19 protein-coding genes are annotated in these 24,724 nt (G+C 72.2%); 8 read left to right on the plus strand and 11 right to left on the minus strand.

What is annotated here, in order from left to right:
* Positions 1-43: 43 nt before the first annotated feature.
* The 4 genes from ilvN to ACWGIF_RS18415 all read right to left on the minus strand — a co-directional run bounded on the left by ilvN (position 44) and on the right by ACWGIF_RS18415 (position 6,833).
* Complete coding sequence (ilvN, locus tag ACWGIF_RS18400; RefSeq protein WP_030010002.1) at positions 44-568, minus strand: acetolactate synthase small subunit; 525 nt, start codon at positions 566-568, stop codon at positions 44-46.
* Between the two features lie 32 nt (positions 569-600).
* Complete coding sequence (locus ACWGIF_RS18405; protein WP_453498355.1) at positions 601-2,487, minus strand: acetolactate synthase large subunit; 1,887 nt, start codon at positions 2,485-2,487, stop codon at positions 601-603.
* A gap of 204 nt (positions 2,488-2,691) precedes the next feature.
* Entirely contained in the window at positions 2,692-5,583 is a 2,892-nt protein-coding gene (locus tag ACWGIF_RS18410; RefSeq protein ID WP_453498358.1) for a putative bifunctional diguanylate cyclase/phosphodiesterase, read from the minus strand.
* Positions 5,584-5,885: 302 nt separating this feature from the next.
* Positions 5,886-6,833 (minus strand): 2-hydroxyacid dehydrogenase, encoded by a 948-nt coding sequence (locus tag ACWGIF_RS18415; protein ID WP_453498361.1) that lies wholly within the window; start codon positions 6,831-6,833, stop codon positions 5,886-5,888.
* 73 nt (positions 6,834-6,906) lie between these two features.
* On the opposite strand from ACWGIF_RS18415, the gene ACWGIF_RS18420 reads away from it, so the two are divergent.
* The 3 genes from ACWGIF_RS18420 (at position 6,907) to ACWGIF_RS18430 (ending at position 9,486) form a co-directional block, all read left to right on the plus strand.
* Positions 6,907-7,914, plus strand: coding sequence for an aldo/keto reductase (locus ACWGIF_RS18420; protein WP_453498403.1), 1,008 nt, complete (start codon positions 6,907-6,909; stop codon positions 7,912-7,914).
* Between the two features lie 66 nt (positions 7,915-7,980).
* On the plus strand, positions 7,981-9,264 hold the full coding sequence (locus ACWGIF_RS18425) for a PQQ-dependent sugar dehydrogenase (protein WP_453498406.1): 1,284 nt from the start codon (positions 7,981-7,983) through the stop codon (positions 9,262-9,264).
* Between the two features lie 33 nt (positions 9,265-9,297).
* A complete protein-coding gene (locus tag ACWGIF_RS18430) occupies positions 9,298-9,486 on the plus strand; it encodes a DUF6191 domain-containing protein (protein WP_453498364.1) in 189 nt (62 codons plus the stop codon).
* Here the strand turns inward: ACWGIF_RS18430 and ACWGIF_RS18435 are convergent.
* The 6 genes from ACWGIF_RS18435 to ACWGIF_RS18460 form a co-directional block, all read right to left on the minus strand.
* Positions 9,449-12,514 carry a helix-turn-helix transcriptional regulator gene (locus tag ACWGIF_RS18435; RefSeq protein ID WP_453498367.1) on the minus strand — a complete coding sequence of 1,022 codons (3,066 nt, stop codon included), beginning with the start codon at positions 12,512-12,514 and terminating at the stop codon, positions 9,449-9,451. The two genes, ACWGIF_RS18430 and ACWGIF_RS18435, sit on opposite strands and share 38 nt — an antisense overlap.
* A gap of 59 nt (positions 12,515-12,573) precedes the next feature.
* Positions 12,574-12,765 carry a hypothetical protein gene (locus ACWGIF_RS18440; protein WP_453498370.1) on the minus strand — a complete coding sequence of 64 codons (192 nt, stop codon included), beginning with the start codon at positions 12,763-12,765 and terminating at the stop codon, positions 12,574-12,576.
* Positions 12,766-12,953: 188 nt separating this feature from the next.
* Positions 12,954-13,523 carry a hypothetical protein gene (locus ACWGIF_RS18445; RefSeq protein WP_453498373.1) on the minus strand — a complete coding sequence of 190 codons (570 nt, stop codon included), beginning with the start codon at positions 13,521-13,523 and terminating at the stop codon, positions 12,954-12,956.
* 94 nt (positions 13,524-13,617) lie between these two features.
* The gene (locus ACWGIF_RS18450) at positions 13,618-14,172 is read right to left on the minus strand and encodes a GNAT family N-acetyltransferase (RefSeq protein ID WP_453498376.1); all 555 of its coding nucleotides are present in this window, start codon (positions 14,170-14,172) and stop codon (positions 13,618-13,620) included.
* Positions 14,173-14,211: 39 nt separating this feature from the next.
* On the minus strand, positions 14,212-16,461 hold the full coding sequence (locus ACWGIF_RS18455; protein WP_453498379.1) for an MMPL family transporter: 2,250 nt from the start codon (positions 16,459-16,461) through the stop codon (positions 14,212-14,214).
* A gap of 208 nt (positions 16,462-16,669) precedes the next feature.
* Positions 16,670-17,089 carry a signal peptidase I gene (locus ACWGIF_RS18460; RefSeq protein ID WP_453498382.1) on the minus strand — a complete coding sequence of 140 codons (420 nt, stop codon included), beginning with the start codon at positions 17,087-17,089 and terminating at the stop codon, positions 16,670-16,672.
* Between the two features lie 54 nt (positions 17,090-17,143).
* Here ACWGIF_RS18460 and ACWGIF_RS18465 point away from each other — a divergent pair, with 54 nt between their 5' ends.
* Both ACWGIF_RS18465 and ACWGIF_RS18470 read left to right on the plus strand, forming a co-directional pair.
* Positions 17,144-17,950 carry a GNAT family N-acetyltransferase gene (locus ACWGIF_RS18465; RefSeq protein WP_453498385.1) on the plus strand — a complete coding sequence of 269 codons (807 nt, stop codon included), beginning with the start codon at positions 17,144-17,146 and terminating at the stop codon, positions 17,948-17,950.
* A gap of 186 nt (positions 17,951-18,136) precedes the next feature.
* Complete coding sequence (locus tag ACWGIF_RS18470; protein WP_453498388.1) at positions 18,137-18,637, plus strand: DinB family protein; 501 nt, start codon at positions 18,137-18,139, stop codon at positions 18,635-18,637.
* Between the two features lie 219 nt (positions 18,638-18,856).
* Here the strand turns inward: ACWGIF_RS18470 and ACWGIF_RS18475 are convergent, their stop codons facing one another.
* Positions 18,857-19,591: a siderophore-interacting protein gene (locus ACWGIF_RS18475; protein ID WP_453498391.1), complete on the minus strand. Its 735-nt coding sequence runs from the start codon at positions 19,589-19,591 to the stop codon at positions 18,857-18,859.
* A gap of 48 nt (positions 19,592-19,639) precedes the next feature.
* On the opposite strand from ACWGIF_RS18475, the gene ACWGIF_RS18480 reads away from it, so the two are divergent.
* The 3 genes from ACWGIF_RS18480 to ACWGIF_RS18490 all read left to right on the plus strand — a co-directional run bounded on the left by ACWGIF_RS18480 (position 19,640) and on the right by ACWGIF_RS18490 (position 24,680).
* On the plus strand, positions 19,640-21,838 hold the full coding sequence (locus ACWGIF_RS18480) for a penicillin acylase family protein (protein ID WP_453498394.1): 2,199 nt from the start codon (positions 19,640-19,642) through the stop codon (positions 21,836-21,838).
* On the plus strand, positions 21,835-22,521 hold the full coding sequence (locus ACWGIF_RS18485) for a GNAT family N-acetyltransferase (RefSeq protein ID WP_453498397.1): 687 nt from the start codon (positions 21,835-21,837) through the stop codon (positions 22,519-22,521). Before ACWGIF_RS18480 ends, ACWGIF_RS18485 begins: the two co-directional genes overlap by 4 nt.
* Positions 22,522-22,778: 257 nt before the next feature.
* A complete protein-coding gene (locus tag ACWGIF_RS18490) occupies positions 22,779-24,680 on the plus strand; it encodes a protein kinase domain-containing protein (RefSeq protein WP_453498400.1) in 1,902 nt (633 codons plus the stop codon).
* The last annotated feature ends 44 nt before the right edge of the window (positions 24,681-24,724 follow it).

The following is a 24,724-nucleotide window of genomic DNA, read 5'->3' on the forward strand; positions in this document are numbered from 1 at the left end:
GAACGTGTCTGACGCGGCCGGTGTGTCCGGTGCGCCGGCCGGGTCAGGCGCTGCGGTCGAGCGCGCGCAGACTGCGGTCCGTGATGGACCGGCCACCCCGCCCTATGGCGATCGTGCCGGACTGCACGAGCTCCTTGATGCCGAAGGGCTCCAGCATCTTGAGCATCGCGCCGAGCTTGTCCGAACCGCCGGTGGCCTCGATGGTGACGGCCTCCGGGGAGACGTCGACCGTCTTGGCGCGGAACAGCTGGACGATCTCGACGATCTGGGACCGGGTCTCGTTGTCGGCGCGGACCTTCACCAGGACGAGTTCACGCTCGATGGCGTTGTGGGACTCCAGCTCGACGATCTTGAGCACGTTGACCAGCTTGTTCAGTTGCTTGGTCACCTGCTCCAGCGGGAGGTCCTCGACGTTCACGACGATGGTGATGCGGGAGATGTCGGGGTGCTCGGTGACACCGACCGCGAGGGAGTCGATGTTGAACCCGCGGCGGGAGAACAGCGCGGCGATCCGGGCGAGGATGCCGGGCGTGTTCTCGACCAGGACGGAGAGCGTGTGCTTGGACATGTGAGGCGTTCTCTCTCTCAGGCTCTCTCGGCTCAGTCGTCTTCGTTGTCGCCGAAGTCGGGACGGACGCCCCGGGCTGCCATGACCTCGTCGTTGGAGGTGCCGGCGGCGACCATCGGCCAGACCATGGCGTCCTCGTGGACGATGAAGTCGATCACGACGGTGCGGTCGTTGATCGCATTGGCCTCGGCGATGACCTTGTCCAGGTCGGCGGGGTCCTCGCAGCGCAGCGCCACGCAGCCCATGGCCTCCGACAGCTTGACGAAGTCCGGGACGCGGGTGCCCTTGCGGGGCGCGATGGACTCGCCGAGCTGGGAGCCGACCGTGTCGTGGCCCGTCTCGTCGGCGTGCAGAACGGTGTTGGAGTACCGCTGGTTGTAAAACAGCGTCTGCCACTGGCGGACCATGCCCAGCGCGCCGTTGTTGATGATCGCGACCTTGATCGGGATGTTGTTCAGGGCGCAGGTGACCAGTTCCTGATTGGTCATCTGGAAGCAGCCGTCGCCGTCGATCGCCCAGACCGTGCGCTCGGGCATGCCGACCTTGGCGCCCATCGCGGCCGGGACCGCGTAGCCCATGGTTCCGGCGCCGCCGGAGTTCAGCCAGGTGCGGGGCTCCTCGTACTTGACGAAGTGCGAGGCCCACATCTGGTGCTGGCCGACGCCGGCCGCGAAGATCGTGCTCTTCGGTGCGAGTGCGCCGATCCGCTCGATGACCTGCTGGGGCGAGAGGCTGCCGTCCGCGGGCAGGTCGTAGCCCAGCGGGTACGTGTCGCGCCAGCGGCTGAGGTCGTTCCACCAAGCGGAGTAGTCGCCTGCGTTGCCCTCGGTGTGCTCGGCCTGGACGGCCTGGATCAGGTCGGCGATGACCTCGCGGGCGTCGCCGACGATCGGGACGTCCACCGCGCGGTTCTTGCCGATCTCGGCCGGGTCGATGTCCGCGTGGATGATCTTGGCGAAGGGGGCGAAGCTGTCCAGCTTGCCGGTGACGCGGTCGTCGAAGCGGGTGCCGAGCGCGATCAGCAGGTCCGACTTCTGCAGCGCGGTGACGCCGGTGACCGAACCGTGCATGCCCGGCATGCCGACGTGCAACGGGTGGCTGTCGGGGAAGGAGCCCAGCGCCATCAGGGTGGTGCAGACCGGGACCCCGGTCAGCTCCGCGAGGACCTTCAGCTCGGCGGTCGCGCCGGACTTCATGACGCCGCCGCCGACGTACAGCACCGGGCGCTTGGCCTGGCAGATGAGCTTGGCTGCCTCGCGGATCTGCTTGGCGTGCGGCTTGGTGACCGGCCGGTAACCGGGGAGGTCCTGCGAGGGCGGCCACGAGAAGGTGGTCTTCGCCTGCAGGGCGTCCTTGGCGATGTCGACCAGGACCGGGCCGGGGCGGCCGGTGGAGGCGATGTGGAAGGCCTCGGCGATCGTCCGCGGGATGTCCTCGGCCCTGGTGACCAGGAAGTTGTGCTTGGTGATCGGCATCGTGATGCCGACGATGTCCGCCTCCTGGAAGGCGTCGGTGCCGATCGCCTTGGAGGACACCTGGCCGGTGATCGCGACGAGCGGGACGGAGTCCATGTGCGCGTCGGCGATCGGGGTGACCAGGTTGGTGGCGCCCGGGCCGGAGGTGGCCATACAGACGCCGACCTTGCCGGTGGCCTGCGCGTAGCCGGTGGCGGCGTGACCGGCGCCCTGCTCGTGGCGGACCAGGATGTGACGGACCTTCTTCGAGTCCATCATCGGGTCGTACGCGGGGAGGATGGCGCCTCCCGGAATCCCGAAGACGGTGTCGCACCCCACCTCTTCGAGAGAGCGGATGAGGGACTGCGCACCCGTGACGTGCTCAACTGCGGCGGACTGCTGTCCGCCGGAACGGGGCCGCGGCTGCGGATGGTGGGCCCCGGTGGCCTGCTCGGTCATCGGCATTCTCTTCTCGAAGCTGAGGGTTCTACGCGGATTCGACTCTGTGCCAGTGCAACAAAAAACCCCTCGTGCCAGGAGGCAAGCGAGGGGAGCGCGTCGGGTGTGTTGAGCGGGGACATGCTGGCCCCAGCTTCAGCCGACGCGCTTTCCAAGTACGAGAATTCGGGTGCGCATGGCACTGACCCTCCCTCTGGCGGGAGGGTGATGTCAAGTAGGTGGGACGGGCGTCTCATTATGTGAGCCTCTGCGGATGGCCATCGAGCCCCCGGGGGAACCGCCGGCCAGTGCGGGTTGGGCCGCTCCGCCCGGTACTGGGAACGTACCGCGCACCAGCGCGCGCCGCAGCCTGTACTCGTCGAGCGGTCCGGAAAAAGCCATTCCCTGGCCGTGCGTGCACCCCATCGCGCGCAGCGCCATGACCTGTTCGGGCAGGTCCACCCCGTCGGCCACGGAGTGCATGCCCAGGTCGTTTGCGATCCGCAAGAGACCGGCGGTGATCTTGTGGAGGCGGGCGGACTCGACCACCCCTTCCACCAGGCCCCGGTCCAGCTTGAGCATGTCCACGGGGAGGCGGCGCAGGGCGCTGATGGCCGCGTAGCCGCTGCCGAAGCCGTCCAGGGAGATGCCCACCCCGAGCCGGTGCAGGGCCGTCAGGCGACGCTCCAGGTCGTCGAAGGGCACTCTGGGGTCGGATACGGCCAGCTCGAGCACCAGGGCCCCGGAGGGCAGCCCGTGCCGGGTCAGCAGGGCCTCCACCGAGTCGAGCGGCATGGCGTGGTCCAGGAGCCGCTGGGCGGTCATGCGCACGGCCACGGGGACGTCGTGCCCGGCCCGGTGCCGGTCGGCGGCCTGCCCCACGGCCTCCTCCAGCAGCCAGCGCCCCAGCTCGGCGGTACGCGAGGCGTCCGGGCCGGCGGCGCCGGCAGGGCCGCCCGCACCGCCCTCGCTGTACTCGGCCACCCTGAGGAACTCCGCCGGCGTGAAGAGGATCCCCTGGGCGGAACGCCAGCGCGCCTGCGCGGCGACGGCCGAGACCTCGCCGGTGGCCAGCGAGACCACGGGCTGATGCAGCAGGGCGAACTCGCCCTCGTGCAGTGCGGTCCGCAGCCGGCCCGCCAGCTCGGCCTTGCGTACAACCTCGGCCTGCATCTGCGGGGCGTACACCTCGACGCGGTCCTTGCCGCCCGCCTTGGCCCGGTACATCGCGAGATCCGCGTTGCGCATCAGGTCCGAAGGGGTGATGCCCGGGTCTGCGAAGGCGACGCCGATGCTGGCGGCCACCCGTACCTCGCTGCCGCCGATCCGGTACGGCTGGGAGAGGGTGGTGCGCAGCCGGTCGGCGATCTCGCGCGCCTGGTGCTCGCGGGCGCTGCGGTCGCGGCTCCCGTCGCCCAGGATGAGCGCGGCGAACTCGTCGCCGCCCAGGCGAGCCGCGGTGTCCCCGGCCCGCACCGAGTCCTGGAGCCTGCGCGCGGCCTCGATCAGCAGCTCGTCGCCCGCCTGGTGGCCGATGGTGTCGTTGACCGCTTTGAAGCCGTCGAGGTCGATGAAGAGCACGGCGGTGCTGTGGTCGCCCGCGCGCCGGCCTGTCAGGGCCTGGCGCACGCGCCGGGTGAACAGGGCCCGGTTGGGCAGGTCGGTCAGCGGATCGTGCTCGGCGCTGTGCTGGAGCTGGGCCTGGAGCCGGACCCGCTCGGTGACGTCCCGGCTGTTGAGGATCAGTCCGCCCTGGTGGCGGTTGACGGTGGACTCCACATTGAGCCATTCGCCGCCGCCCGACTTGAAGCGGCACTCGATGCGCGTGGTGGGCTCCTGCGTCGGCGGCGCGGCGAGGAAGCGGCGTACCTCGTGGACCACCCGGCCGAGGTCGTCGGGGTGGATCAGCGTGGCGAGCTCGGTGCCGACCAGCTCCTCCGCCTCCCGGCCGTAGACCCCGGCGGCGGCGGGGCTGACGTAGCGCAGGGTGCCGGTGGGTGCGGCGATCATGATGACGTCGCTGGAGCCCTGGACCAGGGAGCGGAAGTGATTCTCCTTCTGGGCCAGTTCCTGGGTCAGCGCGATGTTGTCGAGGAGCATGATGCCCTGCCGGATGACGAGGGCGAGCACCACCGTGCAGCCGGTGAAGACGACCATCCGGTCCACCTTCCGGCCGTCCACGACGTTGTAGAGGATGCCGAGGGTGCACACGGCCGCCGCGAGGTACGGGGTGAGGGCCGGGAGGGAGCCGGTGATCGGGCGGCTGTGCAGCCGGTCCCCGCGCGGGGGCCCGGCCGGCTCCGGCCCCGGGTGCATGCGCCGGGCACCCCACGGCGCGTACGCGAGCAGCAGCGAGCCGGCGAACCAGCCGGCGTCGAGCAGCTGTCCGGACTGGTACTCGGCGCTCAGCAGGGGCGAGGTGAACAGGGCGTCGCTGAGCACGGTCAGGGCCAGCGCCGCGATGGCGGTGTTCACGGCGGAGCGGTTGGTCTCGCTCCGCCGGAAGTGCAGCACCAGGACCATCGAGACGAGCGCGATGTCGAGGAGCGGGTACGCGAGGGAGAGAGCGGCCCGCGGGACGCTGCCGGGGGCGCCGGACTGGGCGGTCCGCGCCGCGTGGGCCAGGGCCAGGCTCCAGGACAGCGTGAGCAGCGAGCCGCCGATGAGCCAGGAGTCGAGTCCCAGGCACACCCAGCCGGCGCGGGTGACCGGGCGTTTGGCGAGGACGAGCAGGCCCACGATGGCGGGCGGGGCGAAGCAGAGGAAGGCGAAGTCGGCGAGCGAGGGCTTCGGCACCGTCTCGCCGAGGATCACCTCGTACCAGCCCCAGACCGCGTTGCCGCAGGCGCCCATGAGGGACGAGAAGGCGAAGAGCAGCCAGGCGGGGCGTTCACGATTGTCGATCGCCCGCGCGTAGGAGTAGCAGGAGACGGCGGCGAGCAGACCGGCCGCGCTGAGGCCGAAATCGCCCATGATCTCGGCGACTTTCTCCGACCCCCAGTTGAGGGCGGCGCCCACGGCGTACCCGCCGCAGACCACCGCGAGGAGCAGCTGCATCGCCAGGCCCCTGCCTGCGCCCGAGACGGTCGGCCGGTTCAGGAGCGCCGCCCCCGGGGCACTCACCGGTCCCCCTCGCCGGCTGATTCCGGCGCAGCCCAGTCTCGACAGCGTCGCCTCCGGCGGCTGTGCCGCATCGGATCCTTCGTCCATTGGCCGTGCATCGCCCGTCGCCCCCCAAAGTGTCCGATCACTCCCCAGCGCCAGACGTTCGTGGCGCAGCCCCTTCTTCCGGACGATACACCAATTTCGTCACTCAGGGACATAGTTGCTCTACTCTCCGTTACCACCCCAGGAGTTGAGCCCACAGCCCGCATCCGGGTGACTCCGGAGCGTGCACACCACGTGTGTCACTCGGATCACTCGGGTCACTCGGTGATCAACACCGTGTGCTCCACGGGCTCTCCGGCGGCGAACCGGGTGAGCTGGCGCGCCAGCAGGCGTTTGGCCCGCGGCTCGAACGCCGAGCTGCTGCCGCCGACATGAGGCGTGATCAGGACGTTCGGAGCATGCCAGAGCGGATGTCCCGCGGGCAGCGGTTCCGGGTCGGTGACGTCGAGCGCCGCGCGCAGCCGGCCCGACTCCACCTCCGCCACCAGGGACTTGGTGTCGACGACGGGGCCGCGTGACACGTTCACCAGCAGGGCGCCGTCCTTCATCCGGCTCAGGAAGTCGGCACCGGCCAGGCCCCGGGTGGCATCGGTCAGCGGTGTCACGAGGATCACCACGTCGGCCCGCGGCAGGAGCGCGGGCAGGTCGGCGAGGGCGTGCACGGGGCCGCGGGCGGTGGTCCGCGCGGTGCGCGCCACCCGGGCGACCGCCCCGCATTCGAAGGCCACGAGCCGGTCCTCGATGGCCGAGCCGATCGATCCGTAGCCGATGATCAGAACTGACTTGTCGGCGAGGGCGTCGTAGAAGCCGGAGCGCCACTCCTCGCGGTCCTGGCCCCGGACCATGCCGGGGATGCCGCGCAGGGAGGCGAGGGTCAGCGTGAGGGCGAGCTCGGCGGTGCTGGCCGTGTGGACCCCGACGGCGTTGCACAGCCGTACGCCGGGGCGCAGGTCTCCGAGGCGGCCCAGCACGTCGTCGATCCCGGCGGTCAGGGTCTGTACGACCTGAAGGGCGGGCATCGCCGCCAGCGGGCGCACGGTGACCTCGGGGGCCTTCATGTAGGGGGTCACGTAGAAGACGCAGTCGGCCGGATCGGCCGGGAAGGCGTCCTCGCCGTCCCAGCGGCGGTACCGGAAACGGTCGGGGAGACCGTCGATCTCCTCGGCCCGGAAGGGAAGCCAGACGTCCTGGGTCATAGCAGTCATGATCACGAGGCTATGCCAAGCCAACTTGATCAAGCCGTTAGTTTGTGTGCCGGAGCGGGAGGGGGACGCAGGGGTGGAGCGCAGGTCGATCGGGGCGGGGGCGCTGACCGTGGGCGCCGTCGGCCTCGGCTGCATGCCGATGAGCTGGGCGTACGCGCCTTCGCGGCGGCGGGGGCACGAGTCGGTGGCCGCCGTGCACACGGCGCTGGACCTGGGGTCGAACCTGCTGGACACGGCCGACGTGTACGGGCCGTACACCAACGAGCTGCTGCTGGGACGGGTGCTGCGGGAACGCCGGTCGGAGGCGTTCGTCTCGGCCAAGGTGGGACTGCGGGCGGGTGACCAGCACGTGGTGGCCGACGGGCGGCCCGGCTACCTGCGGCGGGCCTGCGACGCCTCGCTGCGGCGGCTGCGGACCGACGTCATAGACCTCTACCAGCTGCACCGGGTGGATCCGGAGGTGCCCGTGGAGGAGACGTGGGGCGCCATGGCGGACCTGGTGGGCGCGGGGAAGGTGCGGGCGCTCGGCTTCTGCGCGCTCGGCGCCGGGGCCGGGCCGGGGACGGGCCGCAGGGGGGACCGGGGGTACCGGACGACCGTGCGGCACCTGGAACGGCTGCAGCAGGTGTTCCCTGTCAGCGCGGTGCAGGCAGAGCTGTCGGTGTGGTCTCCGGAGGCGGCATGGCAGCTGCTGCCCTGGTGTGCGGCGCGCGGGGTCGGGTTCCTGGCGGCGATGCCGCTCGGCAGCGGGTTCCTCACCGGGACGCTCACACCGGGTGAGGGCTTCGAGTCGCAGGACGTACGGGCCCGGCATCCGCGTTTCACGGCGGAGGCGATGGCGTCGAACCAGGTACTGGTGGCGGGGCTGCGGCGGGTGGCGCGGCGGCACGGGCCCGAGGTCACGGTCGCGCAGGTGGCCTTGGCCTGGGTGCTGGCGCAGGGGCCGCAGGTGGTGCCGGTGCCGGGCGCCGACCGGGCGCACTGGGCGGCGGAGAACGCTCGGGCGGCGGAGGTCCGGCTCTCGGCCGCGGACCTGGCCGAGATCGCGGCTCTTCCGGTCGAGGTGGGAGCCTGGGACTGACCGACAACCACTCGATCGAGTGTACGAGTGGTGGAACTTCGGGAACTGCCGCAGCTGTTGAGACAGATGAAGGGCACGATCGGAGGACCGGAAGGGAGCAGGGCGATGCGATACGGAAGTACGGCGAGTTCTCCCGGGCAGGTGGGGTACGGGGCCAGGGGCGGGGCGCGCCGGAGCGTGCTGGCGGCGGTCGCGCTGGCCGGGTGCGGCGCTCTGCTGGCGACGGGATGCTCACCGGCGGGCGCCCCGGACGCGGGGCGGGGAAGCGCTCCACCGGGCACGGCCGCGGCCGGGTCGGGGTCGCCGGGCCCGTCGGGGAGACCGTCCGCCTCACCCGAGTCCACCGGTCCGCCGGCGAAGGGGACGGTGACCGTCACCGGCGAGGTCGCCAAGGGCCTGGAGTCGCCGTGGGGCGTCGCCCCGTTGCCCGGAGGGGATCTGCTGGTCGCCTCGCGGGACAAGGGCACGATCAGCCGGGTCGCGGCGGGCTCGGGCGCGGTCACGCAGATCGGCAGGGTGCCGGGGGTGGCTCCGGGTGGGGAGGGCGGGCTGATGGGCCTCGCGCTGTCACCCGGCTTCGCCTCGGACCGGCTGGTGTACGTGTACTTCACGACCGAGTCCGACAACCGCATCGCCCGCCTGCGCTACGACGAGCAGAGACCTGCCGGCCAGCAACTGGGCGCGCCGGACACCGTTTTCCGGGGCATCCCCAAGGGTCTCATCCACAACGGCGGCCGGATCGCCTTCGGCCCGGACAAGATGCTCTACGCGGGGACGGGCGAGACCGGCAACACCGGGCTCGCCCAGGACAAGGAGTCACTGGGCGGCAAGATCCTGCGGATGACGCCGGACGGGGACCCGGTGCACGGCAATCCGGAGGCCGATTCGGTCGTCTACTCCTACGGGCACCGCAATGTGCAGGGGCTCGCCTGGGACAAGGACAAACGGCTGTGGGCGGCCGAGTTCGGCCAGAACACCTGGGACGAGCTGAATCTGATCGAGCCCGGCGCGAATTACGGCTGGCCCGAGGCGGAGGGGAAGGCGGGCAAGCCGGGCCTGCGGGATCCGGTGGCGGTGTGGAAGACCGACGAGGCCTCGCCGAGCGGGATCGCCTGGGCGGAAGGGTCGGTGTGGATGGCCGGGCTGAAGGGGAACCGGCTGTGGCGGATCCCGCTGGCCGGGACGGAGCTGGTGGCGGAGCCCGAGGCCTTCCTGGCGCGCGAGTACGGCCGGCTGCGGACGGTGGTGGCGCTCGGCGGAGACCGGTTGCTGCTGGTCACGAGCGAGACGGACGGGCGCGGGTCGCCGGAGGCGGGCGACGACAGGATCCTGACACTGACGGTGCGATGACCGGCATGTCCCCGGCAGGGGGCGAAGGGTGCGGTGGATGCGGTGTTCAACATGATCGAGGAGCTGTTCAACCCGGGGCGCAAGCACACGGACGAGGAAAAGAAGCGGCTGGAGCTGTCGCGGACCGACGTCGATGACAACGATCCGGGACGAGGTCCGATAGACCTCGACTCCGGGAGGGTGCTCATACGCCTCGGCGAGGAGCCTGCGCAGGGGGGCTGACCGGTACGGGCGGGGCGAAGAGCCGCAGCCGGTGGGCGAGGGCGGCGGCCTCGCCGCGGCCGGCGACACCGAGCTTGGCCAGGATGTTCGACACGTGCACGCTCGCCGTCTTCGGGGAGATGAAGAGTTCTTCGGCGATCTTGCGGTTGGTGCTGCCGGCCGCCACCAGGCGCAGCACGTCCCGCTCGCGACTGGTCAGGCCGAGGGCCTCGGCCGGGTCGGTCCGCGGTTCGGGCAGGGCCGGGGTCGTGTCGGCCGCGGTCAGCGGGATCCGGGCGCGCTGGGCCAGCAGGGCCAGATCCTCACGCAGCCGGCGTGAGCCGATCCGGTCGGCGGTGACGTAGGCCTCGCGGAGCAGGACCGCCGCAGGCTCCCGGTCTGCGCCGGCGGTCAGCATCGCCTCGGCGAGCCGGTGGCGGGCCCGGGCCAGCAGGTACGGGCGCTCCAGCGGGCGGATGGCCTCCTCGACGGCGGCCCAGTCGGCGACGGTGTCTCGGGCTTCGGCCCGCAGCAGCTCGGCCCGGACGTACTCGGCATGGGCCGCCCACACCGGGACCGGAGTGGCAAGGGAGCGTGCGGCGGTGTGCAGCACGTCGAGGGCGGCGTCCCGGCCGGCGTCGGCGGCCGGAAGCCCCCGGGCGTCCGCCTCGGCGGAGGCGGAGGCCAGCAGCAGCGGCCAGGCGTAGCGGTGCTGCCCGAGCGGGAATCCGTAGGCGACGGCGGCGATCGTCTCGGCGCGGACGTCGGCGATCCTGCCCGCCCCCGCGGCGAGCCCGATCGCGAGGCGGTACAGCGGTATCCGGTGCTGGGGCTGGGCGCCGTGCGTGCCGAAGTGGGCACGGGCGGCGGCGAACTGGTGGGCCGCCTCGGTCAACTCGCCCCGCGCCAGGGCCAGGTAGGCCAGCCGCGCGGAGCCTGAACCGCGCGGAGCCGCGCTCTGGCCGACGAGCACGGTGCGCCGGGCCGCCTCGGCGGCCTCGTCCCAGCGGCCGAGGCTGTAGAGACTCTCGGCCATGTTCCCGCAGACCCAGGCCTCGGTGTCCAGGAGCCGGGACCTTCTGACCAGTTCAGCCCCTTGTTCGGCCAGTTCCACGGCTTCGCGGGACCGGCCCATGCTTTCCAACTGAGAGGTGAGGTTGATATGCGCACGTCCTGCCAGCATGGTGAGCCCGAGTTCCGTGGCCCGTTCTCTGACCGCGTGCATCTCGGCGAGGCCGCCCGAGCGGTCGCCCGCGTCGGTGAGCAGGCAGCCGACCGTGATGCGGGCGTTGAGTTCGGTGTCCTCGGCTCCGACCATCCGCGCGTACTCGACGGCCCGTTCGGCTGCGGCGAGGTTGTCGGGGCCGGGCTTGTGGAGCATGCCCCAGCCCGCGGCCCAGACCAGGACCTCGGCGTGTACCCGCGACGGGGGCAGCCCCCGGACGAGGTCCTGCGCCTTGGCGATCTCCTCCCAGCCGTCGCCGCGCCCGAGGCCGGTGACCAGCCGGGAGCGTTCGGTCCAGAACCAGGCGGACCGCAGCGGGTCCCCCTCCTCCTCCAGCAGGCGCAGCGCCGTCTTCGTGATCTTCAGTGCGCGTTCGCGGTCTCCTCCGTACCGTGCCGCGACGGTCGCCTCGGCCAGCAGGTCGAGCCGCTGGAGCGGGGTGGTGGCCGGGTCACAGCCGCACGGCGGATACACGTCGGTGTAGTCCGCCGGGCGCAGTGCCTCGCGGACCTCCTGCGGGGCGCTGTCCCACAAATCCATGGCCCGGTCCAGCAGACGCAGCTGCTCGGAGTAGGCGTGCCGGAGGCGTGCGGCGACGGAGGCGACCAGCACGGCGGGCAGCGCCTTGGCGGGGTCGTTCGCGTGGTACCAGTAGCTGGCCAGCCTGATGACCCGTTCCTCGGCGCGGATCAGCGACGCGTCGGCCTCAAGGGCCTCGGCGTAGCGGCGGTTGACGCGGGCGCGCTCGCCGGGCAGCAGGTCGTCGCTGACGGCCTCGCGGACCAGCGAGTGCCGGAAGCGGTAGCCGTCGCCGTCCGGGGTGGCGAGCAGGATGTTGGCGCCGACCGCGGCCCTCAGCGCCTCGATCAGCTCGTCTTCGGTGAGCCCGGCGACCGCGCGCAGCAGCGGGTATTCCACGGTGGAGCCGCCCTCGGCGACGATGCGCAACAGGCTCTGGGTCTCGTCGGGCAGGACCTCGACGCGCACGAGGAGCAGGTCGCGCAGGGATTCGGTGAGCCCGGTGCGGCAGCCGCTCTCGCGGGAGGCGACGAGTTCCTCGACGAAGAAGGCGTTGCCGTCGGACCGGTCGAACACGGAGTCCACGAAGTCCTCGTCGGGCTGCGCGGCGAGGATGCCGGCGAGCTGGCGGCGCACCTCCGCCCGGCTGAAGCGGGACAGCTCGATGCGCTGGACGGTGCGGAGCCGGTCGAGTTCGGCGAGGAGGGGGCGCAGTGGGTGGCGGCGGTGGACGTCGTCCGCGCGGTAGGTGGCGACGACGACGAGACGGCCGCTGCCGAGGGTGCGGAAGAGGTAGGAGAGCAGGTGCCGGGTGGAGGTGTCAGCCCAGTGCAGGTCTTCCAGGACGAGGACGACGGTGCGGTCGGCGGCGAGCCGCTCCAGCATCCGGGCCGTCAGTTCGAAGAGCCGGGCGGTGCTCTCCTCGTCGTGCGGTCCGCGCGGGGTGTCGCCCAGTTCGGGAAGGATCCGGGCGAGTTCGTCCTCCTGCCCAGCGGCAGCGGCGGCCAACTCCTCGGGGAGCAGGCGGTGCAGGGTGCGCAGGGCCGTCGAGAACGGGGCGAAGGGAAGTCCCTCCGCCCCGATCTCCACACAGCCTCCGACGGCAACGACCGCCCCGCGGCGGTCCGCTTCGCAGAGGAATTCCTCGGTGAGGCGGGTCTTGCCGACCCCGGCCTCTCCGCCGATGAGCATGGCCTGCGGCTCCTGGCCTTCGGCGCGGGTCAGTGCGTCGGTGAGCAGGGCCAGTTCGTCGGCTCGGCCGACGAACACCGGGCTGACAGATCTGGTCTCCACGCCGCCGAGCATCGCACAGACGTCCTGTCCGGCGGCACTCGTTATCGGAGCGCTCCTCATCACCGGTCAGTTCACGCGGGTCGGGGCGCGGGGCGGGCGGAGCGGGTGAGGCGACTGCGGAGCCCTCTCACCGGCCCTCCGGATTCCTGGCTCTGCAAGGAGGCGCGGCGCGCCTGCTGCGCCCTGCGGACCGTGCGGAACTCGGCGGCCTCGCGCAGGAGGTCGGCGCGGCGGGCGGCGGTGGCGATCTCGTACTCGAACATCTCGTACTCCCTGGTCGCGTTTCTCGGGCACCTCGTTCGGTGTGATCCAAGATTCGCGCCCCAGGGGGTACCGGCACATCGGTCGCATGCCGCATCTGCCGGCGCGGGGGGCCTTAGTCCGGGGCCGTCGCTCCCCCGGACGGCCCGCGGAGACCTAAGGCAGTACCTAGGCCCGGCCGGGCCGGTGCCTAGCCGGCTGCCTTGGGGACGGCGAGGAGGAGGTCGAAGTACATGAGGACGAAGAGCAGGATGCCCAGCGCGCCCAGGCCGATGCCCGCCCAGGAGACGGACCGCACCCAGGTGGGGAGGATGCGCTCGGGGGTGCTGAAGGCGGGGAGGGCCAGCACGAAGGTGGCGATGATGAGGGCCAGGGCGGAGAAGACGCCGTTCACCATCGCGGTGGTGTGCCACGGGTCGACGAACTGGGCGGCGATCTGCGCGTTGGCGTCGGCGGCCTGGCTCAGCTCCAGGCGGGCGGCGACGCTCGCGCGCTCGGACACGATGCCCGCGACCCAGCTTCCGCTGAGGGCGACGACACCGAGACCCGCCGCCACGATCGCGGAGGCTGCGGATCCGACGTGGCCCGGCTCCTCGTCCTCGGCCCGGTCCTCGGCGAACGTGTCGTCGTCCAGATCCGCTTCGGTGAGTGCGGCGTCGGCTTCGGCCTCGGCGGGCGGGGGGGTATCGGCCTTCTCGAGGGCGACCGGAGGGGTGTCCGCCTCGGAGGCGTTCGGGGCGGGGGGCTTGGTGGTGTCCATGCGGGGCACCGTAGGCGCCCTGTCTGAGAGTTTTCTGAGAATCCGCTGGTTGTGGCCACAGCGGGCCCCGCGGTCGGCGGGGCCCGTTCGGACACTAGGCGGATCGGGCCGCGGCCCACTCGTGAGCGAGGATCGACCAGACCTCGGTGTCCTGGCGGACGCCGCGGTGGAGGTGGTTCTGCCGCAGGACACCCTCGCGGGTCATCCCGAGGCGCTCGGCCACGGCGAGGCTCTTCTGGTTGGCGGAGGCGGCGTGCCACTCGATGCGGTGCATGCCGCGCTCGCCGAAGGCGTAGTCGATCAGGACCCGGCAGGCCTTGGTCACCAGGCCGCGGCCGGCCGCGGCGGGCTCCAGCCAGCACCCGATCTCGCAGTTGCCGGTGTCCGCTTCGAACGCGGGGAAGAGGACCCCGCCCACCAGGGTGCCGTCGAGCCGGATGCCGAAGAACCGCGCGCCGTCCTCACCGGCCTTGACCGCGTACTTGGCCAGCAGGGTTCGGGCGGACTCGACGTCTGGGGACCGGTCCGGGAAGGGCACGTACCGGCCGATGAACTCGCGTCCCCGCTCGATGTGGGCGAAGAACTCCTCGGCGTGCCGGGCTTCCAGCGGGAACAGCTGGGCACCTTCGGCGAGGTCTATCGAGAACATGCGGCTTCTTCCTTGGGTCTCGTGCGGCGGGTTGCCGGATCACCGGGAGGCTGTGGCCGGCTCGGGGCTGTCCTCGCTCGTGGCGGGGAAGGCGTCGGGCCGCTGTGCCGGAAGTTTCGCATGAGGACGGTGTTCCGGGGGCTCGATGCTGATCTTGGGCAGCCGCCGCTCGAGCCAGGCGGGCAGCCACCAGTTGGCTCCGCCGAGCATGTGCATGAGGGCCGGGACGAGGAGGGTGCGCAGCACGAAGGCGTCGAGGGCCACGGCCGCGGCGAGCGCGATGCCGAACATCGCGATGATCCGGTCGCCGCTGAGCACGAAGGCCAGGAAGACGGAGATCATGATGACGGCCGCCGAGTTGATGACCCGGCTGGTCTCGGCGAGGCCCACGCGCACGGCCCGCCGGTTGTCGCCGGTCTCCAGCCACTCCTCGTACATCCGGCTGACGAGGAAGACCTGGTAGTCCATCGACAGTCCGAAGAGGACGGACACCATGATCACGGGCAGGAAGGGCTCGATGGGCCCGGCGCTGCCCAGGCCCAGCAGCTCGCTGCCCCAGCCCCACTGGAAGATCGCGACCACGACGCCGAAGGAGGAGGCGACGGCGGCGACGTTCATAGCCGCCGCCTTGACCGGGATGCCGATGGACCGGAAGGCCAGCAGCAGGAGCACGCAGCCGAGGGCGACGACCACGCCGACGAAGAGCGGCAGCTTCCCGACGATGACCTCGGCGAAGTCGTCGTAGGCGGCCGTCACACCGCCGACGTGGACCTCCATGGAGTTGCCGTGCCCGGCCCGCGGGATGACGTCCTGACGAAGCGTGTCGACGAGATCGCTCGTGGCCCGGGACTGCGGGGAGAAGTCCGGTACGACGGTCAGGACGGCGGTGTCCCCGCTGCGGTTGAGGACGGCGGGGCCGGTGGAGGCGACGCCCTTCGTCGTGCGGAGCGCCTGCGCCAGCTGGTCGACGGCGAGCCGGTCGCCGGCGCCGTCCAGGCGGGCGACGACGGTGAGCGGGCCGTTCGTGCCGGGCCCGAACCCGTCGGCCAGCAGGTCGTAGGCCTGCCGGGTGGTGGAGGTGGCCGGGTTGTTGCCCTGGTCGGAGGTGCCCAGGTGGAGGGAGAGGGTGGGCAGGGCCAGCACCAGCATGACCGCGGTGGCGACGAGGCCCAGCAGCTTGGGGTGGCGCTCGACGAAGCCGGACCACCGGGCGGCGAAGCCGGAGATCTGCCCGGGCTGCGGGCCCTCGGCGGCGAGCTTGCGGCGCTCGCGGCGCGAGAGGGCGCGCATGCCGATGTACGAGAGGAGGGCGGGCAGCAGGGTGACCGAGGCGGCGACCGTCAGGACGACCGTCACCGAGGCCGCTATGGCGACGCCGTTGAGGAAGTTCAGCCGCAGCACCAGCATGCCGAGCAGGGCGATGCAGACGGTGGCACCGGCGAAGACGACGGCCCGGCCGGTGGTGGCGACGGCGCTCTCGGCCGCCTCCTCGACCGCGAGGCCCCGTGCGAGGGCCTTGCGGTGCCGGGTGACGATGAACAGCGCGTAGTCGATGCCGACGCCGAGGCCGATGAGGGTGCCGAGCATCGGCGCGAAGTCGGCGACCGGCATCGCGTGCCCGAGCAGGGTGATGCCGAAATAGGCGGTGCCGACGCTGACCAGGGCGGTCGCGATGGGCAGCAGGCTCGCGGCGAGCGAGCCGAAGGCGAGGAAGAGGACCAGGGCCGCGACGGCGACCCCGATGATCTCGGCGAGGTGCGCGGTGGGGGCCTCGGTGAGCTGGATGGCGCGGCCCCCCAGTTCGACCTGGAGTCCGTCGGCCTCGGTGGTGGCGTTCTTCGCGGCGTCGACGACCGCCTTGGCCTGGGCCTTGGGGACGGAGTCCGCCAGCTGGTCGAAGGTCACCACGGCGTAGGCGGTGCGCCCGTCGGGGCTGATCTGCGCGGCGCTCTCGGGGCCGGGGCCGTAGGGTCCGGCGACCGATCCGACGCCGGGGAGCCCGGCGACGGCTTCGAGTGCCCGGGTCATGCGCTGCTCGATGTCCGGCGTGCGCACGTTCTGCTGGTGCGGGGCCCGCCACACGATGGTGTCGGTGTCCCCGCCCTGGCCGTGGAAGCCCTCGCGCAGGAGGTCGTTCGCCTTGCCGGACTCGGTCCCGGGGACCTCGTAGTCGTTGGAGAACGCCGCTCCGGCGGTTCCTGCGGCCACCGCGGTCGCGCCGAGTGCGAGCAGCCAGATCAGCACGGCGAGGAGACGGTGGCGCATGCACCACCGTGCGATTACTGCCAACGGACGTGCTCCCTGGTGGTTCGGATCTTTACCGGGGGCAGCCCGTCGCAAAGAACGCATGAACGCGTGAAGGCCCGGCCGTCCGTCCGGGGGATCGCCCCAGGGGTTCGGCTCAGATGGCCCGCACCCTCCACGATCTCAGCGTTTCGTGATCGTTGGCCCCTTTCGTGTGCATCGTCACAGAAGCCTGGAGCATGCGGGACGTGGGTCACCGCGGCAGGAGGTCCGCGTCCTGCGCGGCCGCCGCCCGTCCTTCGGGCTCGTCCACCCGGTAGCCGGGGATCGAGGGCCACCGGACGGTGAGGACCACCGCGTCCTCCTCCGCGTACCAGGAGTGGTCGACGCCACGGCCCCAGAGCACGTAGTCCCCCTGCTCGGCGAGGACGACGGTCCGCCCCGGGAACTCCAGCCGGAAGCGTCCGCTGATCAGCACCAGCAGTGCGGTGCGCTTCTCGGCGGTCGCCCACCGCTCCCGTGCGTCGCCCTTCGGGTGGACGCCCCATTTGATCTCCACGTCCTCGCTGTGGCGGGGATCGGCGGGGTCCTTGAAGTGGCCGAGGAGCCAGCCGCGGTCGGCGGCCGCGTCGGGGGCGGCCTTGCCGGTGTAGATGGTGGAGTCGTCGTTCACGGGGCGAGGCTAATGCAGTTGTGCCGGCCGACCGGACACTGGTGAGCTGGGCCGATGACGACGACGATGGATCTTGATGAACTTCTGAAGGTGCGCGCCCGGTACGACGCGGAGATGCGCGAGGGTGCGCAGCCGGACGCCGCGCAGGCCCGGGTGGAGCGTGCGGGTGCGGTCGTACGGCAGAGCGTGCCCGGCCTCGGATGGAACGGTGTGCTCTGGTCGGACCTCGACGAGGAGACCGCGGATGCGGAGATCGCGGCGCAGGTGGCGTACTTCGCGGGCCGGGGGTGTCCGGAGTTCGAGTGGAAGCTGTACGGCCACGACGGGCCGGCGGATCTGGCGGACCGGTTGCGGGCGGCGGGCTTCGTACCGGAGCCGCCCGAGACCCTGATGGTGGGCCGGGTGGCCGAGCTCGCGCAGTTGCCGGTGGAGCCGCCGGAGGGGATCACCCTGCGGACGGTCACGGACGAGGCCGGGGTCGACTTGATGATGTCCGTCCACGCGGGGGCGTTCGGAACGGAGCGGCCGCGCATCCGGAAGCATGTGCTCGGCATGCTGCGGAGCGAGCCGGAGAACATCGCGGCGGTGCTCGCCATGGCGGGCGACACCCCGGTGAGCGCGGCCCGGATGGAGATGCAGCCGGGCACGGCCTTCGCGGGCCTGTGGGGCGGCGGCACGATCCCGCAATGGCGCGGCCGCGGCATCTACCGCCTGCTGGTCACCCACCGCGCCCGCCTGGCGGCGGAGCGCGGCATCCCGTACCTCCAGGTGGACGCGTCCGACGACAGCCGTCCGATCCTGGAGCGACTGGGCTTCGGGGTCCTGGGCGTGACGGTGCCCTACATGTGGTCGCAGGCCTAGACACACTGCGGGGGGAGCCCGGCGTGAGCGGCAAGGCACCCCTGGGGTCCGGCCCTGAGGCCCGGCCCCTGGCGTCCAGCCCTGGCGTCCAGCCCTGGCGTCCAGCCAAAGGTCTGCCCCGGAGCTTGGGCCGTGCGACGAGGAAACAGGGGTTCGCGGTTGTGGATCAACGGGCAGGATCGGCTCATGGAACGCATCAGCCCGCCCCTCACAGGTGACGAACGCGAAACCCTCCGCACCTTCCTCGACTACCACCGGGCCACGCTCGCCTGGAAGTGCGAGGGCCTCAGCGACGAGCAGCTGCGCCGCGCGTCGATGCCGCCGTCCACGCTGTCCCTGCTGGGGCTGGTCCGGCACATGGCCGAGGTGGAGCGGCACTGGTTCCGTCGCGTCCTGAGTGGCGAGGACCTCCCGCACCTGTGGTCGGACACGCACGACTTCCAGGCCGCCTACGACGCCTCGGGCTCCAGCCGCGCCGAGGCTTTCACCGCCTGGCAGGACGAGGTCGCGCACGCCCGTCGAATCGAGGCCGCCGCCGGGTCCCTGGACGTGACGGCGTACGTGCCGAGCTGGAAGGAGGCGGCCTCGCTGCGCCTGGTCATGCTCCACCTGATTCACGAGTACGCCCGGCACAACGGACACGCCGACTTCCTCCGCGAGGGCATCGACGGCGCCACCGGTGCCTGAGCCCGCACTGCGGACGGCCGCCCGCCCCGGCACCTCGGGCACCGCCCGCCCCGGCACCTTGGGCACCGCCCGCCCCGGCACCTCAGGCGCCGCTCGCCTCGGCACCTCAGGCGCCGCCCGGCTCGCAGTCGGGCACCGCCCTGGCCCGCTTCTCGGACGGCCGCCCGGGTCTCGCCTCGGGCAACCGCCCTGGTCGGGCTTCGGGCGGCCGTCGGCGCCTCAGGCCCCGGCCCGCCAGTACCCCAGTCCGTTCACCCGGTGCTTCGGCACGGCGAGTTCCTTGCGCAGGTACGCCGTCAGGGTGCGCGTCGTCACCGTGTCGCACGCCAGCCAGACGTACGCCGACTCCGGGTCCCCGACCAGCTCCGGGAGCTCGGCCCTGACCCGGTCGACCAGAGCCGTGCCGCCCCGCGGCACCCGGCGGATGTCGTGCCGGCCGGCGTCCATCCGTACGGGCAGCTCCGCGTCCGAGTCGTGCTGCGTCTCGAACCAGATGGTCGCGGGTGTCTGCGGGAAGGCGTCCAGCAGCGAGTTGACCGCCGGGAGGGACGCCGGGTCGCCGATGACCAGCAGACGTTCCGGAGACGGCGTCGGGGCGGTGAACCCGGTGCCCTGGACGGTGGCGTCGATCGTGTCGCCCACCTCGGCGCCACGCGCCCAATCGCTGGCGACCCCGTCGTGCAGGGCGAATTCGAAGCAGAACGTGCCCGCGGCCGGATCCGGGTCCACCAGCGTGTACGCGCGCTGGTGCGGCTTGTTTGCGCCCTGGAACCAGACCCGCACCCACATCGTCGGGTGCAGCGACTCGCCTGCGGCCGCCAGCAGCCCGCCGTCGGTGAAGTACACCCGCCGGTAGTGCTCCGTGACGTCTTCCGCCCCCGTCACCGTGAACGTGAAGTCCTTGCCCCGCATGAGCTTCAGGACCACGCCCTCCCAGCCCTTGCCGACAGCCATGTCCAACCCCTCCCCTGTGCGCCTCTATAGTTAGGGCAGCCTAACCTAATGCACCTTGGGGAGAGTGTGACCAGCGTGAGCAGTGTGAGCAGCGAGAGCGACCCGGAGTCGTACGCACAGGCCCAGCGCGGGCCCCGCGGGGAGACCCCGGCATCGTACGACGTCTACCGCGACCCCTGGGGCATCCCCCACCTCCGCGCATCCGACGAACTCCGGCTCGCCTACGCCCAGGGCCGCGTCACCGCCTTCGACCGCGCCTGGCAGCTCGAGGTCGAACGCCACCGCGCCGAGGGATCCAGCGCCTCCTTCCTCGGCGCGGACTCCGTCTCCTGGGACCGCTTCGCCCGCCAGTGCCGTCTCGCCGACACGGCCCGCCTCTGCTTCGAGGCCATGGACGCCGACGACCCCGGCACCGCCGCCTGGGTCCGCGCGTACGTGGAGGGCGTCAACGACGGCCTCGCCGCCGGCGCCGCCCGTGACGAACGCTTCGCCCGCACCGGCCTCACCCCCGCCCCCTGGGAGCCGTGGGTGCCGCTCGCCATCTGGATCGCCACGCACATTCTTTTCGCGGGCTTCGCCACCAAGCTGTGGCGTGAGCGCGTGGCCCGCGCCCTCGGCGACGACGCGGTCACCCTCTTCGCCACCGACGGCCCCGGCACCGCCGGCAGCAACGGCTGGCTGGTGCCGGGAGACCGCACCACCACCGGCTCGGCGATCATCGCGGGCGACCCGCACCGGTTCATCGAGGACCCGGGCGTCTACCAGCAGATCCGTCTCTCCTGCCCGGACTACGACGTCCTGGGCCTCGCCGTCCCCGGCGTCCCCGGCCTCGCCCACTTCGGGCACACCGGCAGCGCCGCCTGGGCGATCACCAACGCGATGGCCGACTACCAGGACCTGTACGTCGAGCAGTTGCGCCGCGGCGCGGGCTCCGCCGTCGAGGCGCTCGGCCCGGACGGCGTCTGGGAGCCCGTCGCCCGCCACACCGAGACCATCACCGTGGCCGGCGGCGACGACGTCGAGGTGGAGATCCTGGAGACCCCCCGCGGCCCCGTGATCGTCCGAGCGGACGGCGAACTCGGCGGCGACACCCGCGCCGACGCCGACGGCAGTACGCAGACCCTCTCCCTGCGCTACCCGCCCCGGGTCCGCCGGGACCTCGGTTTCGCCGCCCTCCCCGCCCTCCTGCGCGCCCGCACTGTCGCCGACATCGACCGAGCCCTCGACGGATGGGCCGAGCCGGTCAACGTCGTCCACGCCGCCGACACCGCCGGCGGGCTGCTGCACCGCGTCGCGGGCGCCGTGCCGCTGCGCCACCGCACCAACCGGCTGCGCCCCGTGCCCGCCTGGGACCCGCAGCACGCCTGGCAGGGCTGGGCCCCGACCCCCGCCGAGCCCGTGCAGGGCTTCGCCGTCATGGCGAACGCGCGCGGGATCGCCTCCCCGCTCGGCGTCGAGTTCGCGCCCCCGCACCGCGCCGACCGCATCCGCGAGCTGCTCAGCGGCTCCGCGGACTGGTCGGCGAAGGCGATGGCCGGCGTACACCGCGACACCCACCTGGCCTCGGCCGCGCCCCTGCTCGCCCTGCTCCCGGGCTTCGAGGACCTGACGCCGGCGGCTCGGGCACTGCGCGACCGGCTGCTGGCCTGGGACCGGCATATGGAGGCCGACAGCACCGACGCCACCGTGTTCTCGGCCTTCCGGGCCGCGACCGTACGCCGCTTCGCCGCCGATCCCGTCTTCGCGGACCTGTGGGGGGCGCCGGACGGCCCGGACGTGTTCCATCCCTGGCTGTACCTGGTCCCCCGGATCGGCTACGCCCTCGAAGGCCTGCTCACCACCTCCCTCGTCCCCGGCCTCGACCGTGCGGCGCACGTCCGCGCCGCCCTGGAGGAGACGGCCGCGGCAGGCGCCCCCGACACCCCCTGGTCGCAGGTCCACCGCCTGACCCCCTGGCAGGCCCTGCCCGACCGGGAGGCCGCGGACTGGCCCGGCCTCGGCGGCGACCACGACTGCGTGAACGCCACCTCCACCGTGCCGGGCTTCACCGACCTCACCGCCCGCGCGTCGGCGGCCCGTTACGTCTGGGACCTGGCCCGCCGCGAGGACAGCCTCTGGGCCGTCCCGCTTGGCGCGGACGGCGTCACCGGCTCACCCCACCACCGCGATCAGCTCCCCCTGTGGGCGCACTGCGAACTCGTCCCCGTCGTCACCGACTGGACCCGGCTCACCAAGGAATCGATATGACCGCCACCGCCTCCGCTTCCGTCTGCGCCTCCGCCTCCGCGAGACAGCCCGTTCACACGCACCACGTCGAGGGCTTCGGCACCGTCACGATCACTCCCGTCGACCCGGCCGCCGACTCCTCGCTGATCCACAGCTGGGTCATGGAGGAGCGGGCCCGCTTCTGGGGCATGGGCGAGGCCAGCCGCGACCTGGTCCAGGAGATCTACGAGGACGTCGACCGGCGCACCACCCACCACGCCTACATGGTCAGCCGCGACGGCGAGCAGGTCGCGCTGTTCCAGACGTACGACTGCGCCGAGGACCGGGTCAGCGAGTGCTACGAGGTCCAGCCCGGGGACGTCGGCGTGCACCTGTTGATCGGCCCGACCAAGGGTGCGGCCGAGCGGGGCTTCACCGGGTCGCTGATGACCGCCTTCATGGAGTTCGTGTTCTCCGACGAGACCGCGCGCCGTGTGGTCGTCGAGCCGGACTCCCGCAACGTCAAGGCCATCGCCCTCATGGAGCGGACCGGCTTCGTGCTCGGACCGGAGGTCGTCCTCCCGGAGATCGACCTGCCGGAGGTCTACCTCCCGGCCAAGCCCGCCCGTCTGGCCTTCCTCACGGCGCCGGGTTCCGAGTCCGAGTCCGGGTCCGAGTCCGGGTCCTCGGAGTCCGCGGCGGAGTCCGGGCCGGAAATCCGCTGACGGGCGCAGCCCGTGCGGCCCGTGCGGCCGGGCGCCCGGTGAACGGAACGTGCCCGGTGGCCCGTTCCGCGAGCCGGACGCCGGCCGCGCCTGCGCTGGTTCCCGCAGGCGACGAGGGGCACGCCCCGGTTCCGCCCGAACGCCTCAACGATCGCTACAGAAAGAGGGGCCCCGACGGGGATTCCGATTCCCATTGACCGCGCGCACCTCACACCGGGAAGCTGATGCCCACTCAAAGCACGTTGAGGTGGGGGACATTGACCAGTCAGAACCTGCACATCGGACCGGACGCGGCGGCCGACCGGTACCGCCTGCTCCGGTCGATCGGGCGCGGCGGGGAGGCCGTGCTCTATCTCGCGGAGATCGAACTCGCGGGCGGCGCCGAGCCCGTGGTCGTCAAGGTGCTCGACTCCAAGACGACCATCACGCCCGACGTCTTCGACCGGATCAGCCAGAAGTGGAACGAGCAGGCCGAGCTGCTGCGGTTCGTCCACCGGCCCGGTGTCGTCGGCGTACGGGAGCACTTCGAGGGGCCTCCGATCCACCGGCCCGGGGAGTCGTCGACCCTGACCGGGCGGGCGCTCGTCCTCGTCATGAACCACGTCGACGGACTGGATCTGCGGGACTGGCGGGCCGAGCGGACCCTCTCCACGGCCGCCGAACGGCGCGAGGTGATGCGCACGCTGGAGCAGCTGGCCGACGTGCTGGACTGGCTGCACTCGGGCAAGGCCACCCCGTCGGGGCGCCAGGTCATCCACGGCGACCTCTCTCCCGGCAATGTGATGGTGGACGCGCACGGGCAGGCCACACTGGTCGACTTCGGCCTGAGCAAGCTGACCGCCGACCACCAGACGGCGGAGGTCTGGTTCACGCCGGGCTACGCCGCACCCGAGGTGTTCGACGGCAAGCGGACGCCGGGCACGGACCGGTACGCCTTCGGGGCGATCGCCTACTTCCTGCTGAGCGGGGAGTCTCCGCCGGCCACGCCGGAACAGCTGGCGCACGCGCTGGCGGCGCTGCCGCAGATCGCCGTACTGGACGCCGAGCAGCGGGCGCGGATCACCTCGATCTACGCGGCCGACCCGGGGAAGCGGCCGGTGAACCTGGCCGGCTGGATGAAGGACGTCCGCCACGCCGTCGTGTCCACGACCACCTCCACCTCGCAGCGGGCAGTCCAGGACACCCCGCCGCGACCGGCCGCGCCGCCGCCTCCGGTGGCCCCGCCGCCGCAGCCCGCGACGCTGCCGCCGGTGGCCGCGCAGCCCGCGACCCCGCCGCCCGTGGCCGCCCGTCCCGTGTCGCCACCGCCCACGCCGCCGCCCGCGGCGTACGTGCCCACGGCCGCGGCGACGGCGCCCGATCCGGGTCCGGGTCCGTCCACGGTCCAGGACCCGCTCCCCGAGTCGGTGCCCGCCGGGTACGGGCCGACGTACCACCTCAACCCGGCTCCTGCTCCGGCTCCGGCACCGGCACCGGCACCCGAGCCGCCGCGCCCGAAGAAGCGGCGGGCCGTTCTGATCCTCGGCTCGGTGGGAGCAGTGCTGGTGCTGGCCGCCCTCGCGGTGGTCGGCGTACAGCTCCTGAAGGACAAGGACACAGGAGGCGGGAAGGCGTCGGGCGCGGACGGACCGGCGGCCGCCGCATCCAGCCTGCAGCCTTCCGCCGACACCCCGGCGCCCACACCCACGCCCGGCACGTCGGCCACCGGTGACGCCCTCGTGGAGCCCACCGCCACCGCGTCGAAGCCCGCCAACGGCACCGCACCCGGCGTCAACGCCGCGGATCTGACGGTCATGAACCCCGTGAACGGACTCGGCGAGTTCACGGTCGGCGCGGCGAAGATCAACACCAAGCAGTACGGCGCGGCGTTCCTCGCCGACCTGGGCTGCAACGGCGACGCGATCGCCGAATTCGATCTCAACCGCGAGTGGAAGTACCTGGACTTCACCGCCGGGATCGACGACGGTTCCAGCAACCAGGAGGGCCGGGTCAGCATCTCGCTCGACGGCCAGCCGGCCGCCTTCTCCGAACTCGTCGCCCTCGGCAAGCCGGTCACCAAGAGGGTGGAGGTGAACGGCGCCCTGCGCCTGCGCATCAAAGTGGACGCCGGGTGCGACATGGGCAAGGTGGTCATCGCCGCCCCGCAGCTGACGCGCTGAACCCGTACGCAGAAAGGGCGGCCCCCACCGGAATCCGGTGGGGG

The organism is Streptomyces sp. NPDC054849 (genome assembly GCF_053610945.1).

Bases quoted from the DNA above. Each gene is read 5' to 3' on its own strand.
- ilvN (WP_030010002.1), bottom strand. From the start codon at position 568: ATGTCCAAGCACACGCTCTCCGTCCTGGTCGAGAACACGCCCGGCATC.
- ACWGIF_RS18405 (WP_453498355.1), bottom strand. From the start codon at position 2,487: ATGCCGATGACCGAGCAGGCCACCGGGGCCCACCATCCGCAGCCGCGG.
- ACWGIF_RS18415 (WP_453498361.1), bottom strand. From the start codon at position 6,833: ATGACTGCTATGACCCAGGACGTCTGGCTTCCCTTCCGGGCCGAGGAG.
- ACWGIF_RS18425 (WP_453498406.1), top strand. From the start codon at position 7,981: ATGAAGGGCACGATCGGAGGACCGGAAGGGAGCAGGGCGATGCGATAC.
- ACWGIF_RS18435 (WP_453498367.1), bottom strand. From the start codon at position 12,514: ATGCTCGGCGGCGTGGAGACCAGATCTGTCAGCCCGGTGTTCGTCGGC.
- ACWGIF_RS18440 (WP_453498370.1), bottom strand. From the start codon at position 12,765: ATGTTCGAGTACGAGATCGCCACCGCCGCCCGCCGCGCCGACCTCCTG.
- ACWGIF_RS18445 (WP_453498373.1), bottom strand. From the start codon at position 13,523: ATGGACACCACCAAGCCCCCCGCCCCGAACGCCTCCGAGGCGGACACC.
- ACWGIF_RS18450 (WP_453498376.1), bottom strand. From the start codon at position 14,172: ATGTTCTCGATAGACCTCGCCGAAGGTGCCCAGCTGTTCCCGCTGGAA.
- ACWGIF_RS18465 (WP_453498385.1), top strand. From the start codon at position 17,144: ATGACGACGACGATGGATCTTGATGAACTTCTGAAGGTGCGCGCCCGG.
- ACWGIF_RS18470 (WP_453498388.1), top strand. From the start codon at position 18,137: ATGGAACGCATCAGCCCGCCCCTCACAGGTGACGAACGCGAAACCCTC.
- ACWGIF_RS18475 (WP_453498391.1), bottom strand. From the start codon at position 19,591: ATGGCTGTCGGCAAGGGCTGGGAGGGCGTGGTCCTGAAGCTCATGCGG.
- ACWGIF_RS18480 (WP_453498394.1), top strand. From the start codon at position 19,640: ATGCACCTTGGGGAGAGTGTGACCAGCGTGAGCAGTGTGAGCAGCGAG.
- ACWGIF_RS18485 (WP_453498397.1), top strand. From the start codon at position 21,835: ATGACCGCCACCGCCTCCGCTTCCGTCTGCGCCTCCGCCTCCGCGAGA.